The organism is Pseudomonas gingeri, assembly GCF_013385635.1.
Classification (GTDB): Bacteria; Pseudomonadota; Gammaproteobacteria; order Pseudomonadales; family Pseudomonadaceae; genus Aquipseudomonas; species Aquipseudomonas gingeri_A.
Genome location: NZ_JACAPR010000012.1, coordinates 40,849 through 56,534, shown reverse-complemented (window position 1 = coordinate 56,534; position 15,686 = coordinate 40,849). Strand labels below are relative to the sequence as shown.

The following is a 15,686-nucleotide window of genomic DNA, read 5'->3' as shown; positions in this document are numbered from 1 at the left end:
AAGGGTCTGCAAGTTTTTCGCCGGTCACTGCACATCACTCCCGTAAGCGCTGCCGAGGGAGCAGCGTTGTTCGATTCCATGGGGGGAGTCATTTTGCGTTCGTCCAACACCACAACATTTTCGCGTCATCCGCTTCGGGCCCTGGCCTTCGCTCCACTGGCCAGCCTGCTGTTCGCCACTGGCGCCTATGCCGCGGAAGATGCCCGGCAGGTCTATCACATCGCCTCGGGCCCGCTGGACGAGGTGCTGCTGAGCATCAGCCGGCAAAGCGGCCAGGTGATTTCCTTCACGCCGCAGTTGAGCAACTACTCCTCGGCACAGGTCGACGGTTCCCTGTCGGCCCAACAGGCGGTCAGCGAAGCGCTGCGCGGCACTGGCCTGCAACTGCAGGTCAGCCCGGACGGGGCGTTCATCATCCAGGAGGGCGCCAGGCCGACCCAGGTCAGCGCGCAATCCAATGTCCAAACCAATGCCAAGACACGCACCAGCGAGGCCGCCGCGCCGACCCTCGATCGGGTCATCGCCCTCGGCACCCGGCGCAACGATGCCACCGCGTTGACCAGCGCCGCGCCGGTGGATGTGCTCACCAGCGAAGAACTGAAGCAGACCGGCGCCACCAGCCTCAACCAGGCCCTGTTCCAACTGCTGCCGTCGTTCAACTATCCACAGAACCAGAGCGCGACCCGTGGGCAGAACCCCAAGGGCGCCTCGCTGCGCGGCCTGGCGCCGGACCAGACACTGGTACTGATCAACGGCAAGCGCCGGCATGCCTCGGCGGTGGTGAACATCTCCGGTGGCGTGCCGTTCATTGGCGCCCAGCCGGTGGACCTGGACATGATTCCCCTCAGTGCCATCGACCATGTCGAGGTGCTGCGTGACGGTGCCTCGGCACAGTACGGTTCCGACGCGGTGGCCGGGGTGGTGAACATTGTGCTCAAGGAGCGCGACACTGGCGGCCAGCTCAATACCCAACTGGGCAAGTACTCCCAGGGCGACGGCTTCAGCAAGACCGCCGACGGCTGGTATGGCATCGGCTTGCCGGGGGACGGCTTCCTGACCCTGAGCTTCAACAGCCTGAACAACCGTCCCGACGATATCGGCGACAAGTACATTGCCGATGGCCGCGAGCAGGATCCGCGCTGGGGCGGTGCCGGGCGCAACAAATACAATCTGGTGGCGAATGCCGAGGTCGGCCTGAGCGATCAGTGGCGCCTCTACAGCTTCGCCACCTTTGGCCAGGACACCTCGGTCAACAACACGCCGCCACTGCTGGCGGGCAACCCGAACAACGTGGCGGCGATCTACCCCAACGGCACTATTCCCAAATACCGCTATCGCTATGAAGACGGCGCGCTCACCGTCGGCAGCCGTTACGAGGACGCGAGCCTGGGCCGCTTCGACCTGAGCGCCACCTACGGTCGCGATACCCACGACGAACTGGCCTACAACACGGTCAACCCGAGCTTCGGTGCGAACAGCCCGACCAAGTTCGACGTGGCGACGCTGATCAATGAACAGACCAACCTGAGCCTGGATTACGCCAAGGACCTGGATGTCGACTGGTCGAAGCATCCGCTGACGGTCTCCGCCGGCATCGCCTATCGCAATGAACGTTATCGCCTCGAAGCGGGGGATGCCGACTCCTATTCGTTCGGCGGGATCAACGGGGTCCAGGTCGGCGCGGTGCAGGCTTCGGGCCTGACCCCGGACGATGCCGGGACCTATACACGCAATGTCGGCGGGGTGTATTTCGGCCTGGAAAACCAGCTGACCGACAAGTTCCAGTTCGGCCTCGCCGGACGTACCGAGCACTACTCGGACTTCGGTTCGGCCACCACCGGCAAGGTCTCGGCGCGGTATGACTTCACGCCGCAGGTCGGTCTGCGCGCCACCGTCAACAACGCCTACCGGGCGCCGACCCTGGGTCAGATCGGCACCTCGTGGACCACCACGACCAACGTCGATATCAACGGTAACCCGGTGCTGACCCGTATGCTTCCGGCCGACAACCCGGCTGCCCGGGCCCTGGGCGCACAACCATTGAAACCGGAAAAGTCGACCAACTTCTCCCTGGGCCTGGTGCTGCGGCCGACCGACCAGGCTTCGCTGACTATCGATGCCTACCAGATCAGCATTCGTGATCGCCTGCTCTACAGCGGTGGCATTTCCGGGCCGCGGGCCGAGCAGATTCTCCAGGCCGCCGGTTATGGCCAGTACACCTGGGCGCAATTCATGACCAACGCCGCCGACACCCGCACCCGCGGCGTGGACATCGTCGGCAAGTACAACCTCGACCTGCAGCAGTACGGCGGCCTGACCCTGACCGCGGGCTACACCAAGGCCAAGACCATCATCGAGCGCATCAATTCCAACCCCTACGGCTTCGATGTGCTGACCCGCGAGGCACGCGGCTTCCTCGAACACGGCTACCCGGAAGACAAGCTGGTGTTCGGTGCGACCCATCGCTACGGCCCGTGGACCGTGGCCCTGAACGAGACCCGCTATGGCGAGTACCGCAAATACGCGGCCTCGCAAGCCAATGCCCAGTACGACCAGACTTTCTCCGCCCAGTGGACCACCGACCTGGACGTCAACTACGCGTTCAGCAAGCAATTGCGCCTGTCGGTCGGGGCCAACAACCTGTTCAGCAGCACGCCGGATGACTTTAACAAGCAACTGCGTCAGACGCCGGGCCAGCAATACAGCTACCTGTCGCCGGCCGCACCGGAGGGGGCCTTCTACTACACGCGGTTGAGTTACGACTTCTGACGGCTGAATCCCGGAGGGACACCTCTCTCTGGCAGAGCAAAAAACCTGTAGGAGCCGGCTTGCCGGCGATGTGGCCTCTGAGCCGTGCGCCACCCATGCGGCCGCTATCGCCGGCAAGCCGGCTCCTACAGGGGAGGTGTGTTCCAAGGGGAAATCCCTGTGGAGCGCAAAGATCCAACATGAAAACCAAACCACCACGAGGTGACCATGACATCCATCAAGACCCTGCTCGGCGGCTCGCTACTGGCCCTGGGCCTGTTGGCCCAACAGGCGCCCGCCGCCGATAAGCCGGCACCGATCCATTTCGGTGACATCACCTGGGAAAGCGGCAGCCTGATCACCGAGGTCCTGCGGCTGATCGTCGAGAAAGGCTACGGTTACCCGACCGATACCTTGCCCGGCAGCACTGTGAGCCTGGAAGCCGCCCTGGCCAAGAACGATATCCAGGTGATCGGTGAGGAATGGGCCGGCCGCAGTCCCGCCTGGGTCAAGGCCGAAAGCGAAGGCAAGGTGTTCGGCCTAGGCGATACCGTCAAGGGCGCCACCGAAGGCTGGTGGGTTCCTGAATACGTGATCAAGGGCGACCCGGCACGCGGCATCAAGCCACTGGCACCGGACCTCAAGTCGGTGGCCGACCTGCCACGCTACAAGGATGTCTTCGCCGATCCTGAAGATCCGTCCCGTGGCCGTTTCCTCAACAGCCCCACCGGCTGGACCTCGGAAATCGTCAACAGCCAGAAACTCAAGGCCTATGGCCTGACCGACAGCTTTGTCAACTTCCGCACCGGGTCCGGCGCGGCACTGGACGCCGAAGTCAGCTCCTCGGTCAAACGCGGCAAGCCGGTGCTGTTCTACTACTGGTCGCCCACCCCGCTGCTGGGCCGTTTCAACCTGGTGAAACTGGAAGAGCCGCCGTTCGACGCCGAAGCCTGGAAGACCCTGGCCGATGCCAATAACCCGCACCCGCGTGGTACCCGTTCGATGCCGGCGCACCTGGCGATCGGTGTTTCCGCCGCGTTCAAGCAGCAATACCCGGAACTGGTCGGGGTCTTCGAGAAAGTCGACCTGCCCATCGACCTGCTGAACCGGACCCTGGCTCAGATGAGCGAGAAGCGCCTGGAGCCGCGCCTGGTGGCGCAAGCCTTCCTGCGTGAGCAACCGCAGGTCTGGAGCCAGTGGGTACCGGCCGCGGTGGCCGAACGTGTGAAGGCGAACCTGTGATGATCAGGCATCTCTGGCTGTCAGCGATCCTCGGCCTGGTCGCCGGCCTGGCCCAGGCCGGCGATCCCGCGACCTTGCGGGTCGGTTACCAGAAGAGTTCGGTGAGCATGGTCCTGGCTCGCGAACACAAACTGCTGGAGCAGGCGCTGCCTGGCACACAGGTGCAATGGATCGAGTTTCCCGGCGGGCCGCAAATGATCGAGGCCGTCAACGGCGGTAGCGTCGATGTGGGCAATATCGGTGATATCCCGCCGATCTTTGCCCAGGTCGCCGGTATCGACCTGCTGTATATCGGTGTCGAACCGGCCAACGGCAAGACCGACGCGATCATCGTGCCGGCGGCCAGCACGGTGCACAGCGTGGCCGACTTGAAGGGCAAGCGTGTGGCCCTGCTCAAGGGCTCCAGCGCACACAATCTGTTTCTCAAGAGCCTGATCAAGGCAGGGCTGCAACTGAGCGATGTGAGCCTGGCCTACCTGTCACCGGCGGATGCCCGGGCGGCCTTCGAGCAGGGCAAGCTCGATGCCTGGGTGATCTGGGACCCTTACTACTCGGCGGCACTGCTGGACGGCAGCGCGCGTCTGCTCAGCGACGGCCAGGCCCTCAATCCCAGCGGCACGCTGTATATCGCCAGCGGGGCCTTCGCTCGCCAGCACCCGCAGAGCATCGCGCCGGTGCTCAAGGCTCTCGGCCAGGCCCAGCAGTTGTCTTTCGACCAGCCGCAGCAAAGCATCGACCTGATGACCCAGGCCCTTGGCCTGCAACGGGCGGTGGTCGAGCGCTATTTCGAGCATCGATCGCGGGCGCCGTTGCAGACCATCGACCAGGCCACCATCGACACCCAGCAACGCACCGCCGATCTGTTCTTTGCCAATCACCTGATCCCCAAGGCGATCAAGGTGCAGCAGATTGTCTTCAAGGCCGACTGAGCCACGCAGAGGAAACCACCTTCCATGCAACCTGTTTATATCGACTTTCTCAACGGACTGGATATCGCCGCCCTGGACCTGGGCAACGACGAGATCCTCGCCGCCATCGAGGCCAGCCTGGCCATCCAGGGGCGCGGCGAAGCGGTGATCGAGCCGCGCACGCATCTGATTCCCGGTGGCGGGATCAATGGCCACTTCAACGTCCTGCGCGGTGTGCTGGGCGGTGATATCGGCTATGCCGGGGTCAAAGTGGTCGGCGATTTCGTCGACAACTATCGCCAGGGATTGCCGTCGGAACTGGCGATTCTCAACCTGCTGGACCCGGCCACCGGCCTACCGAAGGCGATTCTCGACGCCTCGGCGATCACCGATATGCGCACCGGCGCGGTGACGGCCATCGGCGCCAAGTACCTGGCCCGACCCGACAGCAAGGTCCTCGGGCATATCGGTGCGCGGGGCACCGCCTACTGGAACGTACGGCTGCTCGATCACCTGTTCGACTTCGACGAAATCCGCGTGCATTCGCGCCGCGAGGAAAGCCGCGAGGCCTTCGCCGAGAAGCTGCGTCGTGACCTGGGCAAGCCGGTCACCGTGACCCGTGACTGGGAGAGCACGGTGCGCGGCGCCGATATCGTGGTCGAGGCCTCGCGCCTGGACCAGCCGCAGCCGTTGCTGCGTACCGAGTGGATCAAGCCTGGGGCCTTTGTCGTGCCTTACGGCACCATGAGCGCGGTGGAACTGTCGCTGACCGATATCATGGGCAAGCTGGTGGTCGACGATTGGGGCCAATGCAAAGGCGGGATGTTCGGCTCGCTACGTGCCCATGTGGAAGCGGGCAAGCTCAGCGAGCAGACCCTGCATGCCGAACTGGGGCAGATCGTCGCCGGCTTGAAGAGCGGTCGGCAGAATCCCGAGGAGCGCATTCTGTTCTGGCATCGCGGCTTGAGCCTGAGTGATATCGCCCTGGGCCACGCCTTGTTGCGCAAGGCCGCGCGCCTGGGGATCGGCCAGCGGCTGCGCTTCGCATGACGGCCGTCGAACTCGACGGCCAGGGGCTGTCCCCGGAGGCGTTGTTGCGGGTTGCGCGGGACGGGGCACCGTTGCGGTTCAGTGCCCAGGCACGGCAACGGATCGCTGCGGCCCACGGCTTGCTGCTGGCCCGCGCCGAGGCCGGGGAGGCGATTTATGGCGTCACCACGGGCCTCGGGGCGGCGGTGGATATCCGTCTGCTGGCGGACGATCCGTCGGTGCAGCAGCGTATTCCCCTGGGGCGCGCGGTCGGTGTCGGGCGCCTGGCCAGTCGTGAGGAGGTGCGAGCGATTGCCTGTGCCCGGCTGGCCGGATTGGCTCAGGGGCGTTCGGGGATTTCCCTGGTGACGGCGGATGCCTTGCTGGCGCTGCTCAATGCCGATATCTGCCCGGAGATTCCCTTGACCGGCTCGCTGGGCGAAAGCGACCTTGCGCCGCTGGCGCACTTGAGCCTGGGCCTGCTGGGCGAAGGGTGGGTGAACTGGCAGGGGCAGCGTTTGCCGGCGGCACAAGCCCTGGCGCGCGGTGGTTTGCCGACACCGCGACTGTCCGGCAAGGACGGCCTGGCGCTGGTCTCGGCCAATGCCGCGAGTGTCGGCCTCGGGGCCTTGCTGCTGGCGCAAGCGGACCGGGCGCTGGACTCGCTGCTGGCGGCGCTGGCGCTGTCCTGTGAAGGTTTTCGGGCCAACCTCAGCCCGTTCCAGCCGTGGGCCGCGCAACTGCATCCGGCCAGTGGGCACGCTCGGCAATCCGCCGCGTTGCTGGCGCTGGTCAAGGGCGGCGAACTGGAGCAGTCGCCATCCGCGAGACGTTTGCAGGACCCCTTGAGCTTTCGTTGTGGCAGCGTGGTCCAGGGCGCCGCCCGGCACGCCTGGGAGCAACTGCGCGAGACACTGTCGATGGAGTTGGCGAGCGGCGCCGACAACCCGGCGTTGATTGTCGAAGAAGGACAGGTGCTGGCCAATGCCAACTTCGACAGCACGCACCTGGCGTTGGCGAGCGAGGGCTTGGGGTTGGCGTTCAGCCGGCTGGCGGTGTGTTCCGCGGAGCGCCTGGCCAAGCTGCTGTCGCCAGGTTCCAGCGAACTGCCGCGCTTCCTCATCGATACGCCGGGGCATGTCGGCCTGGCGGCGTTGCAACGGACCTCGGCGGCCCTGGTGGCGCAGATCGGCCATCTGGCCAATCCGATGCCCGCGGTGTGCGTTCCGGTGGCCGACCGGGTGGAAGACTACGCCGGCCAGGCCCTGGCGGTGATCGAGAAAACCCGCGAGCTGACCCGGTTGCTCCAGACCCAGGCGGCGATCGAATTGATTGCCGCTGCCCAGGCGGTTGATTTGCGTGGAGCACTGCACCTGGGGCAAGGCACTGCCTCGATCTACCAGGCGGTGCGCAGCCAGGTGCCGCGGCTGGATCAGGATCGGCCGGGGGCTTGGGACGTGCAGGCGCTGTTGGCGTTGATCGAGACGCGCGGCTGGCCGGAGATCATTGGGTAGCCAGTTCAACCGCCAGCGCGGCCTTCACCGAGGGCCGCGCACCGATCCGGGCCATGAAGCGGCCCAGCGCCGGCCAGGGCTCCAGGTCGATGCCGAAGAAGCGGTTCCAGCGCATCACGGTAAACAGGTAGATGTCCGCCACGCTGAAACCGTCATCGAGCAGATAGTCCCGCCGTGCCAAGGTGTTCTCCATCAGGGCAAAGCGCTGGAACAGGCGTGTACGGAAGATCGTCTTGACCTCGTCCGGGATCGCCGGATTGAACAGCGGGCCCATGGTCCCGTGCACCTCGCTGCCGAGGAAGTTCAGCCACTCCTGCAAGCGCACCCGCTGCCAACTGCCATTGGCCGGCGCCAGCCCGGCGTCGGGCTTGAGGTCGGCGAGGAATTGCACGATGGCACCGCCTTCGGTCAGCACCTGACCGTTATCCAACTGCAATGCCGCGACATAACCCTTGGGATTGATGGCGAGGAAGTCGTCACCGTGTTCGGTGCGCTTGCTGCGATTGTCGACCCGGACCAGTTCGAACGGCAGGTCGAGCTCGCGTAGCACGATATGGGGCGACAGCGAGCAGGTTTCAGGGGCGTAGTACAACTTCATCAGGGCGGACTCCAGGAGAAACAGGGTTGTGTGCCGGTATTCTCGTACTGGCCCTGGCGCCCGGTATAATTAATACTTCATAAACAAGCCATAAGGGCAGCTACTGGCATGATGAACCTGATGCACTGGCGCCTGTTGGTGGCGGTCCTCGATACCGGCACCATCAGTCGTGCCGCCGAGCAGGTCGGCATGACCCAGTCGGCGGCCAGCCAGGCGCTGGCGGCGATGGAGGAAGGGCTGGGCGCGCAACTGTTTGTGCGTGAGGCGCGCCAGGCCGTGCCGACGGCTGTCGGCCTGCAGGTGTTGGAAGAGGCGCGACTGATGCTCGGTTCGCTGCAGAAAATTCGCCAGCAGATCGACACGGCCAAGGGGCTGTCCAGCGGCACCATCCGCCTGGCGAGTTTCCCCATGGTCCTGAGTACGCTGCTACCGCCGCTGCTGCGGCGCTTTCGCCAGCGCCATCCCGGTATCGAACTGGTCGCGCTGGAGGTCAGTGATCATGAGGTCGAGAGCATGCTCGCCAACGAACTGGTGGATGTCGGCGTGGTGCTCAACCCGGAGCCGGGACGGGCTGCTCGCGAGTTGGGTCGCGACAGCTGGGTCGCGGTGGTTTCCGTTGAACATCATCTGGCGGCCCGTGGCGTCGAAGGTCGTGTCAGCCTGGCGGAACTGGTCGCCGAGCCCTTTGTGCTGGCCACCGGCGGTTGCACGGTGAATGCGCGCAGCATTGCCGCGCAAACCGGCCTGCGCCTCGAAGATATCCAGGTTGAAGTCCGTGAGTGGAACAGCGCCTTTGCCCTGGTGCGGGAGAATCTCGGGGTGAGCCTGGTGCCTGAACTGACCTTGCCGAAAGAGCGCAAGGGGCTGCGCATCCTGCGCCTGGAGACACCGGTCGAGCGTTGTTTCGCATTGGTGGCGTCCGCCGCCGGGGCGCGCTCGGCTGCGGTGGCGGCGTTGTTCGATATGCTGGATTAAATCGCACTCTGTAATGTATCGGTACTCTTGAAAGGTAGCGGCTACTGGCGACTGGCTTGCATCCGGCCAATGGCTGTCTATGCTTTTGAGCAGGATTGTATGAGGAATGCAATCATAAGCGTGCAGGACGTTGTTAAACCCAAGTGTCCTTTGACAGTGCTAAAGGGATTTGAGCCATGTTTGATTCTCATCGAAAGTCCGACCTGCTTGAAATACAACGTTTTTCCTGCGCTCTGTCCGAAGCTAATGCCAAGTTGGCCGCGATTGGTCGCTCCATGGCAATGATCGAGTTCACACCCGATGGCCATATCCTCGATGCCAATGAAAACTTCTGCAAAGTCATGGGCTATTCGGCGGATGATATTCGCGGCAAACATCATCGGATCTTTTGCGAGGAGGACTTTGCCAACAGCGAGGACTACGCCCGCTTCTGGCGCGACCTGGCCCGTGGCGAGGCGCTGAGCGGGACTTTCCTGCGGCTCGACAAGAAAGGCCGGGAAGTCTGGCTGGAGGCCAGCTACATGCCGGTGATCAATGCCGACCGGCAGGTACAGAGTGTGATCAAGGTAGCCTCGGATATTACCGAGCGCATTCACTACGAACATGAGAACCAGAGCATCGTCAATGCGCTGGGGCGTTCCATGGCGTTGATCGAGTTCAGTCCGGACGGTCGGGTGATCACTGCCAACGAGAATTTCCTCAAGACCATGCACTACTCGCTCAACGAGGTCGTGGACCAGCATCACAGCATGTTCTGCCATCGCAGCGAGAGCGAATCCCAGGGCTACAAGGCCTTCTGGGCGTCGCTCAATCGCGGGGAATACCATTCACGGCGTTTCGAGCGCGTCGACAAGCACGGGCACACGGTCTATCTGGAAGCCTCCTATAACCCCATCTTCGATTCCAAGGGCCGCTTGTACAAGGTGGTGAAATTCGCCAGCGATATCACCTCCCAGGTGGCCAGCCTGCAATCGGCGGCCGAGTCGGCGCACACCACGTCCGTACAGAACGATGCCTGTGCCCAGAAAGGTTCCCAGGTGGTGCAGCAGACGGTGGAAATCATCCAGGAGATTTCCCGCAACCTGAACGACGCCGCCGAAAGCATCGATGCGGTGAACCGTCAGTCGGACATCATTGGCACCATTGTCCAGACCATTCGCGGCATTGCCGACCAGACCAACCTGCTGGCGCTCAATGCGGCGATCGAGGCGGCGCGAGCCGGCGAGCACGGGCGCGGTTTCGCCGTGGTGGCGGACGAGGTCCGCAGCCTGGCGGCGCGTACCAGCCAGGCGACGCTGGAGATCGTCGCGGTGGTCAGCAAGAACCATGAACTGTCCCACAGCGCGGTGAGCAGCATGCAGTCGAGCCTGAGTCGAACGGGGCGCGGCGTGGAACTGGCAAACGAGGCGGGGGAGGCGATCCTGGAAATCCAGCAGGGCTCCAAGCATGTGGTGGATGCCATCAGCCAGATCAACGCGACGTTGCAGTTGCCCTGAGTACCCACGGAGGAAGGGGGGCGGTCAGAGGGCTGTGCGGATCATTCCCACGCTCTGCGTGGGAATGCCGCCCAGGACGCTCTGCGTCCACCTTTGTGACGCAGAGCGTCACGAGATGCATTCCCACGCGGAGCGTGGGAACGATCGAGGGGTAAGCCCCGTTGTTACTTGTTGGTCGCCAGGAAAGCGCTGGAGGTCTGCTTGTCGACCGGGTTCGGGCTGTTCTTGTCGGTCTGGGCGCTGAACTGTTCCTTGATGCGTTCGGCAATCTTGTTGTTGATCGCCTGCTGCTGTTCCGGCGGCAGGGCCTGGAAGCTTTCCTCGGTCAGCCCCTGGTCCTTGAGCATCTGTTCGCGCAGGCGCTCGGCCGGCGATTTGCTCATGTAGTCCTTGAAGTCCTTCATCGCGTCACTGTCATTACTGGTGGCAGTGGGCGCGGTGCGGGTGGTCGGCGGGGTGGCGGTCATGGTTGCGGCAGCGGCCACATCCGGCACCTTGGCCTGTAGGTGCACGCGGGTCTTGGCGAACGCGGCATTGACGTTGTCGGCTACCTTATCGGCTGCCTTGTTGGCCGCGTTCTGGGCGGCTGGGGCCGAGGTAAGGCCGGCGGCGGCCTGGGCGCTTTGCACAAAACCGCTGGACAGTGCGTTATTGGCGGCGGTGGTCGGATCCAGGTCGGAACGGTTCGACGGCTGGATCGCATGAGTCTGGTTGCGGGCATTGACCAACATGGGATAAACACCTGGGTTTGAGAATACCCTCGACTACCAGCAATTTGTATGCCGATTGCTACAAAGCCTGGTCTACCGTGCTCTGGCCGATACAGACCTGCAGTCCCTGGCCGCCAAGCGGAAAACCCTTGCCGTCGGGCTTGCCGCTGCGGCACGAGAAAATTTCACTTGCACTGCGACCCGATAGTGATTGGAGTGGGCGGTGTTCTGGCGCCATGACCCCTTGAAGCCGCCATCTGATTTGGCCTTCTGATCTGGGCATCTAATCTGGAGAGTACGATGACAAACGCAAGCTACGTAAACACCCAGCTGTTGATCGACGGCGTGTGGTGTGATGCCCGCAGCGGCAAGACCCTCGATGTGCTGAATCCGGCCACGGGCCTGGTGATCGGCCAGGTCGCCCATGCCGATATCGCCGACCTCGACCTGGCCCTGGCTGCGGCCCAGCGTGGTTTTGACACCTGGCGCTGGGTACCGGCCAACGAGCGGGCGCTGATCATGCGCAAGGCCGCGGCGCTGGTGCGCGAGCGGGCGGAAAGCATCGCGCAGTTGATGACCCAGGAGCAGGGCAAGCCGCTCGCCGAAGCGCGGGTGGAAGTGAACTCCGCCGCGGATATCATCGAATGGTTCGCCGACGAGGGACGCCGGGTCTACGGGCGCGTCGTACCGTCGCGCAACCTGGCCGTGCAGCAGACGGTGGTGCGCGAGCCGGTCGGCCCGGTCGCGGCCTTTACGCCGTGGAACTTTCCGGTCAACCAGGTGGTGCGCAAGCTCAGTGCCGCACTGGCCACCGGTTGCTCCTTCCTGGTCAAGGCCCCCGAGGAAACCCCGGCATCGCCGGCGGCCCTGTTGCAGGCTTTTATCGACGCCGGCGTGCCGGCCGGTGTGGTGGGACTGGTGTTCGGCGATCCGGCACAGATCTCCTCCTACCTGATTGCGCACCCGGTGATCCGCAAGGTCACCTTTACCGGTTCGACACCGGTGGGCAAGCACCTGGCGGCGCTCGCCGGCCAGCATATGAAGCGCGCCACGATGGAGCTGGGTGGGCATGCGCCGGTGATCATCGCCGAGGACGCGGATGTGATGGCGGCGGTCAAGGCCATGGCCGGCGCCAAGTTCCGCAATGCCGGGCAGGTGTGCATCTCGCCGACGCGTTTCCTGGTACACAACAGTATCCGCGCCGAATTCACCCGGGAGATGGTCCGGTATGCGCAGGGCCTGAATGTCGGCAACGGTCTCGAGGCCGACACCACCCTGGGTGCGCTCGCCAACGGCCGTCGCCTGACCGCGATGAGCCGCGTGGTCGAGAGTGCCCTGGCCAGTGGCGCGCGCCTTGAAACCGGTGGCGAGCGGATCGGCACCACGGGCAACTTCTTCGCGCCGACCGTGCTGGCGGATGTCCCTCTCGACGCCGACGTGTTCAACAACGAACCTTTCGGCCCGGTTGCCGCCATTCGCGGATTCGATTCGCTCGACGAGGCCATTCTTGAAGCCAACAGGCTGCCGTATGGCCTGGCCGCCTACGCCTTCACACGGTCGTTCGCCAACGTGCATCGCCTGACCCAGCGGGTCGAGTCCGGCATGTTGTGGATCAACCAGGCGATGACGCCCTGGGCCGAAATGCCGTTCGGTGGTGTGAAGGATTCGGGCTATGGCTCCGAAGGCGGACCGGAAGCCCTGGAACCGTACCTGGTGTCCAAGTCGGTATACGTCAACTCCCTCTGAAGGACCAGCCATCCGCCACGGCGGATGGCCGATGTTCTCTTCAGCGATGGAGTGCGTGCACGGGGAGGGGGATATCGAAGGTCTGGAAGCTGTCGTCCAGCGGTTGATAGCCCAGCACCCGGGTGGTCTCGCTCAGGTCCAGGCGTTTGAAGCGGTTGTCGGAAATGCCGTGGGCCACCAGGTGCTGGACGTCTTCCACTTCAATGGCCCGTTGCAGCAATTGCACGGCATCGCGTGGACTGAGCCAGGTGTTCAGGTCGACGTCGTGCAGGTCCTGGCTGTCGGGGAACTCGAAGGCCCCGATGCGCAAGGCAATGGTCGACAGACCACGGCGGCTGGCATAGAACGCGCACAACGCCTCGCCATAACATTTGCTCACCCCATACAGGTTGGCGGGCATCACCGGCATGCCCGCGGTGACCTGGCGGTCCTGCGCATAACCTTCGATGGTCTGCGCGCTGCTGGCGAATACCACGCGCTTGCATCGGGCCCTGGCGGCGGCTTCCAGGAGGTAGGTGGTGGCCATGATGTTGTTCGGCATCAGTTCTTCGAAGGAGGAGTCCGCATAGGGAACTCCCGCCAGATGCACCACCACATCGATACCCTCGACCAGCGCGCTCACCTCATCCTTGTCGTCCAGGTCCAGGCGGACGAAACGATGCTCGCCGATGGCAAAGTCCGGCAGGTGTCGATCAGCGAGGACAAAGTCATAGCGGTGCTGTGCAGCCAGGAAAAAGGTCTTGCCAATACGGCCACAGGCGCCTGTAAGCAGGACTCTGAGCGGATTCATACTGACTTCCTAGTAGGAACTCTGACAGGGAGATGACAGTTCGGTGAATACTCACAGTAGACCATTGTCCGAACCCTGCCCGAAAATCCTCAACTGCTCTCGCGTACCATCAACTCGAAGCCCATGTCGACCACCGGCTGGGGCACGGGATTGCCGGCGATCAGGTTGAGCATCTGCTCGGCCGCGCGTTGGCCGATGGCTTCGCGCGGGGTGCGGATGCTGCTCAGGCGCGGGACCATGAATGCCGAGCCGGGCAGGTCGTTGAAGCCCAGCACCGCCACCCGTTCCGGCACCTTGATACCGCAGCGCATGGCTTCGAGCAAGGCGCCCTGGGCCAGGTCGTCGTTGCCGAAGAATATCGCGTCGACCTGCGGATGGCTGTTCATCAGTTGCAGGAACAACTCGCCACCCAGGCCCACCGATGACGGGCGCGGTGTCAGCAGTTCCAGGTCCGGGTCGTAGAGCCCGGCCGCCTGCAGTGCCCGACGGAAACCTTCACCGCGCAGCAGGGTGCGTTGGTCGAGTTGCGCGCCGATGTAGGCCAGGCGTCGCCGGCCACGGGAAATCAGGTGCTCGGCCGCCGTGGCTCCGGCGCTCTGCTGGGAGAAGCCGACGCAGTTCACGCCGGCGCCAGGGTCGAGGTCCATCATGTATACGCACGGCACATTGCTCGCCTCGATCATCCGCCGGGCGCTTTCCGAGCGGTCGAAGCCGGTCAGCAGCAGGCCACGGGGCTGGTAGGCCATGTAGTTGCGCAGCAGGTTTTCTTCTTCGTCGCGAGAATAGTGGTAGTTGCCGATCAGCACTTCGAAGCCGCGGGGCCGCAGGATCTTGTGGATGGCTTCGAGCGTATCGATGAACAGCAGGTTGGACAGCGACGGCACCAGCACCACCACCGAGTGGCTCTGGGCCGAGGCCAGGGCGCGGGCGGCCGGGTTGACCACGTAGTTCAGCTCATCGGCCGCCCGTCGGACTTTTTCCACCAGTTCCGTGGCCACGCTGCTGATCCCGCGCAGGGCCCGGGAGGCGGTGATCGGGCTGACGCCAGCGAGGTGCGCGACTTCATTGAGGGTAGGGCGTCCCGTCGTACGGGGATTCTTGTCGTTCTTGGTCGAGGTCATCGGACGGCTTGCCAAACAAAATTCGAGGCACTAAGGTAGCGCTGTCTCGACGGGCCTGCAAATGCCCGGGCGCGGTTTGCCTGAACTCGCCTGGTCCTGTTGGAAAGCTTGACCGCGGCAACCCATAAAAATGACAAGAAGGCGTCGGCAACGTGTGATTTGTGCTTTGCTTTTGCAGTAATGGAAGCTCTGGCAAAGACAGCGCTGTCTGCGTGCTGAGGTGTTACATGAGTCAACCCATCACTGCCCTGGTTATCATGGGTGTTTCCGGTTGCGGCAAGTCCAGCGTGGGCGAGGCTATCTGCCAGCTCAGCGCGGCCACCCTGATCGAAGGCGACAGCTTTCACCCCGCCGCGAACATCGCCAAGATGAGCGCCGGCACTCCCCTTACCGATGAAGACCGTGCCGGCTGGCTCGACAGCCTGTGCGACGAACTGCGGCGTGCCGTGGCCGTCGGTCAGCGCCCGGTGCTGACCTGTTCGGCGCTGAAGCTGCGCTACCGCGAACGCCTGCGCGGTGCCGTGCCGGGCCTGGGCTTCGTGTTTCTCGAACTGACACCGACTGTCGCCGCCGAACGGGTCAATCACCGTCCTGGTCATTTCATGCCGGGGACCCTGATCGACAGCCAGTTCGCCGCCCTTGAATCGCCGGTCGGCGAACCGTTGACCCTGACCCTCGATGCGACCCGGGAGGTCGGGCAACTGGCGCAATCGGCCAGTCGCTGGTGGCAGGCCCACGGCCTGGAACGTAGCGCCTGATTCCTGGATAAAAATTGCTGTCTGGAAAAGATAGCGCTGTCCTGAATGCTA

The 15,686-nt window shown here is 63.8% G+C and carries 13 protein-coding genes and 1 pseudogene; 10 read left to right on the top strand and 4 right to left on the bottom strand.

The window, feature by feature from the left end:
• The first annotated feature begins 93 nt into the window (after window positions 1-93).
• From HX851_RS38980 to HX851_RS38960, 5 genes are all read left to right on the top strand, one after another.
• Window positions 94-2,769: a TonB-dependent receptor plug domain-containing protein gene (locus HX851_RS38980; RefSeq protein WP_256262759.1), complete on the top strand. Its 2,676-nt coding sequence runs from the start codon at window positions 94-96 to the stop codon at window positions 2,767-2,769.
• 207 nt (window positions 2,770-2,976) lie between these two features.
• Complete coding sequence (locus tag HX851_RS38975) at window positions 2,977-3,990, top strand: ABC transporter substrate-binding protein (protein WP_177059005.1); 1,014 nt, start codon at window positions 2,977-2,979, stop codon at window positions 3,988-3,990.
• On the top strand, window positions 3,990-4,919 hold the full coding sequence (locus HX851_RS38970) for an aliphatic sulfonate ABC transporter substrate-binding protein (RefSeq protein WP_177065289.1): 930 nt from the start codon (window positions 3,990-3,992) through the stop codon (window positions 4,917-4,919). The genes HX851_RS38975 and HX851_RS38970 overlap by 1 nt, the downstream gene beginning before the upstream one ends.
• A 24-nt stretch (window positions 4,920-4,943) precedes the next feature.
• Window positions 4,944-5,948: an ornithine cyclodeaminase family protein gene (locus HX851_RS38965; RefSeq protein WP_177065290.1), complete on the top strand. Its 1,005-nt coding sequence runs from the start codon at window positions 4,944-4,946 to the stop codon at window positions 5,946-5,948.
• On the top strand, window positions 5,945-7,441 hold the full coding sequence (locus HX851_RS38960) for an HAL/PAL/TAL family ammonia-lyase (protein ID WP_177065292.1): 1,497 nt from the start codon (window positions 5,945-5,947) through the stop codon (window positions 7,439-7,441). The genes HX851_RS38965 and HX851_RS38960 overlap by 4 nt, the downstream gene beginning before the upstream one ends.
• Here HX851_RS38960 and gstA read toward each other — a convergent pair.
• Window positions 7,431-8,039: a glutathione transferase GstA gene (gene gstA, locus HX851_RS38955; RefSeq protein WP_177065293.1), complete on the bottom strand. Its 609-nt coding sequence runs from the start codon at window positions 8,037-8,039 to the stop codon at window positions 7,431-7,433. The genes HX851_RS38960 and gstA overlap by 11 nt on opposite strands.
• Window positions 8,040-8,147: 108 nt before the next feature.
• On the opposite strand from gstA, the gene HX851_RS38950 reads away from it, so the two are divergent.
• The 3 genes and pseudogenes from HX851_RS38950 to HX851_RS45470 all read left to right on the top strand — a co-directional run bounded on the left by HX851_RS38950 (window position 8,148) and on the right by HX851_RS45470 (window position 10,510).
• Window positions 8,148-9,014 (top strand): LysR family transcriptional regulator, encoded by an 867-nt coding sequence (locus HX851_RS38950; protein WP_177059011.1) that lies wholly within the window; start codon window positions 8,148-8,150, stop codon window positions 9,012-9,014.
• Window positions 9,015-9,190: 176 nt separating this feature from the next.
• Window positions 9,191-9,961 (top strand): annotated as a pseudogene (locus HX851_RS45475) (PAS domain-containing protein); the annotation flags it as partial.
• The gene (locus HX851_RS45470; RefSeq protein WP_370590651.1) at window positions 9,938-10,510 is read left to right on the top strand and encodes a methyl-accepting chemotaxis protein; all 573 of its coding nucleotides are present in this window, start codon (window positions 9,938-9,940) and stop codon (window positions 10,508-10,510) included. The pseudogene HX851_RS45475 and the gene HX851_RS45470, both read left to right, overlap by 24 nt.
• Window positions 10,511-10,674: 164 nt before the next feature.
• Here HX851_RS45470 and HX851_RS38940 read toward each other — a convergent pair whose 3' ends face one another.
• Window positions 10,675-11,241 carry a hypothetical protein gene (locus tag HX851_RS38940; protein ID WP_177059013.1) on the bottom strand — a complete coding sequence of 189 codons (567 nt, stop codon included), beginning with the start codon at window positions 11,239-11,241 and terminating at the stop codon, window positions 10,675-10,677.
• A gap of 279 nt (window positions 11,242-11,520) precedes the next feature.
• On the opposite strand from HX851_RS38940, the gene HX851_RS38935 reads away from it, so the two are divergent.
• A complete protein-coding gene (locus HX851_RS38935; RefSeq protein WP_177059014.1) occupies window positions 11,521-12,966 on the top strand; it encodes an NAD-dependent succinate-semialdehyde dehydrogenase in 1,446 nt (481 codons plus the stop codon).
• Between the two features lie 40 nt (window positions 12,967-13,006).
• Here HX851_RS38935 and HX851_RS38930 read toward each other — a convergent pair whose 3' ends face one another.
• Both HX851_RS38930 and gntR read right to left on the bottom strand, forming a co-directional pair.
• On the bottom strand, window positions 13,007-13,756 hold the full coding sequence (locus HX851_RS38930) for an NAD-dependent epimerase/dehydratase family protein (protein WP_177059015.1): 750 nt from the start codon (window positions 13,754-13,756) through the stop codon (window positions 13,007-13,009).
• Between the two features lie 89 nt (window positions 13,757-13,845).
• Complete coding sequence (gene gntR / locus HX851_RS38925) at window positions 13,846-14,877, bottom strand: HTH-type transcriptional regulator GntR (RefSeq protein WP_177065294.1); 1,032 nt, start codon at window positions 14,875-14,877, stop codon at window positions 13,846-13,848.
• A gap of 227 nt (window positions 14,878-15,104) precedes the next feature.
• On the opposite strand from gntR, the gene HX851_RS38920 reads away from it, so the two are divergent.
• A complete protein-coding gene (locus HX851_RS38920) occupies window positions 15,105-15,635 on the top strand; it encodes a gluconokinase (RefSeq protein WP_177065295.1) in 531 nt (176 codons plus the stop codon).
• Window positions 15,636-15,686: the final 51 nt, after the last annotated feature.

Excerpts from the sequence above, each read along its gene's own strand:
- HX851_RS38975 (WP_177059005.1), top strand. The coding sequence starts at position 2,977 with ATGACATCCATCAAGACCCTGCTCGGCGGCTCGCTACTGGCCCTGGGC.
- HX851_RS38970 (WP_177065289.1), top strand. The coding sequence starts at position 3,990 with ATGATCAGGCATCTCTGGCTGTCAGCGATCCTCGGCCTGGTCGCCGGC.
- HX851_RS38965 (WP_177065290.1), top strand. The coding sequence starts at position 4,944 with ATGCAACCTGTTTATATCGACTTTCTCAACGGACTGGATATCGCCGCC.
- HX851_RS38960 (WP_177065292.1), top strand. The coding sequence starts at position 5,945 with ATGACGGCCGTCGAACTCGACGGCCAGGGGCTGTCCCCGGAGGCGTTG.
- gstA (WP_177065293.1), bottom strand. The coding sequence starts at position 8,039 with ATGAAGTTGTACTACGCCCCTGAAACCTGCTCGCTGTCGCCCCATATC.
- HX851_RS38950 (WP_177059011.1), top strand. The coding sequence starts at position 8,148 with ATGATGAACCTGATGCACTGGCGCCTGTTGGTGGCGGTCCTCGATACC.
- HX851_RS38940 (WP_177059013.1), bottom strand. The coding sequence starts at position 11,241 with ATGTTGGTCAATGCCCGCAACCAGACTCATGCGATCCAGCCGTCGAAC.
- HX851_RS38935 (WP_177059014.1), top strand. The coding sequence starts at position 11,521 with ATGACAAACGCAAGCTACGTAAACACCCAGCTGTTGATCGACGGCGTG.
- HX851_RS38930 (WP_177059015.1), bottom strand. The coding sequence starts at position 13,756 with ATGAATCCGCTCAGAGTCCTGCTTACAGGCGCCTGTGGCCGTATTGGC.
- gntR (WP_177065294.1), bottom strand. The coding sequence starts at position 14,877 with ATGACCTCGACCAAGAACGACAAGAATCCCCGTACGACGGGACGCCCT.
- HX851_RS38920 (WP_177065295.1), top strand. The coding sequence starts at position 15,105 with ATGAGTCAACCCATCACTGCCCTGGTTATCATGGGTGTTTCCGGTTGC.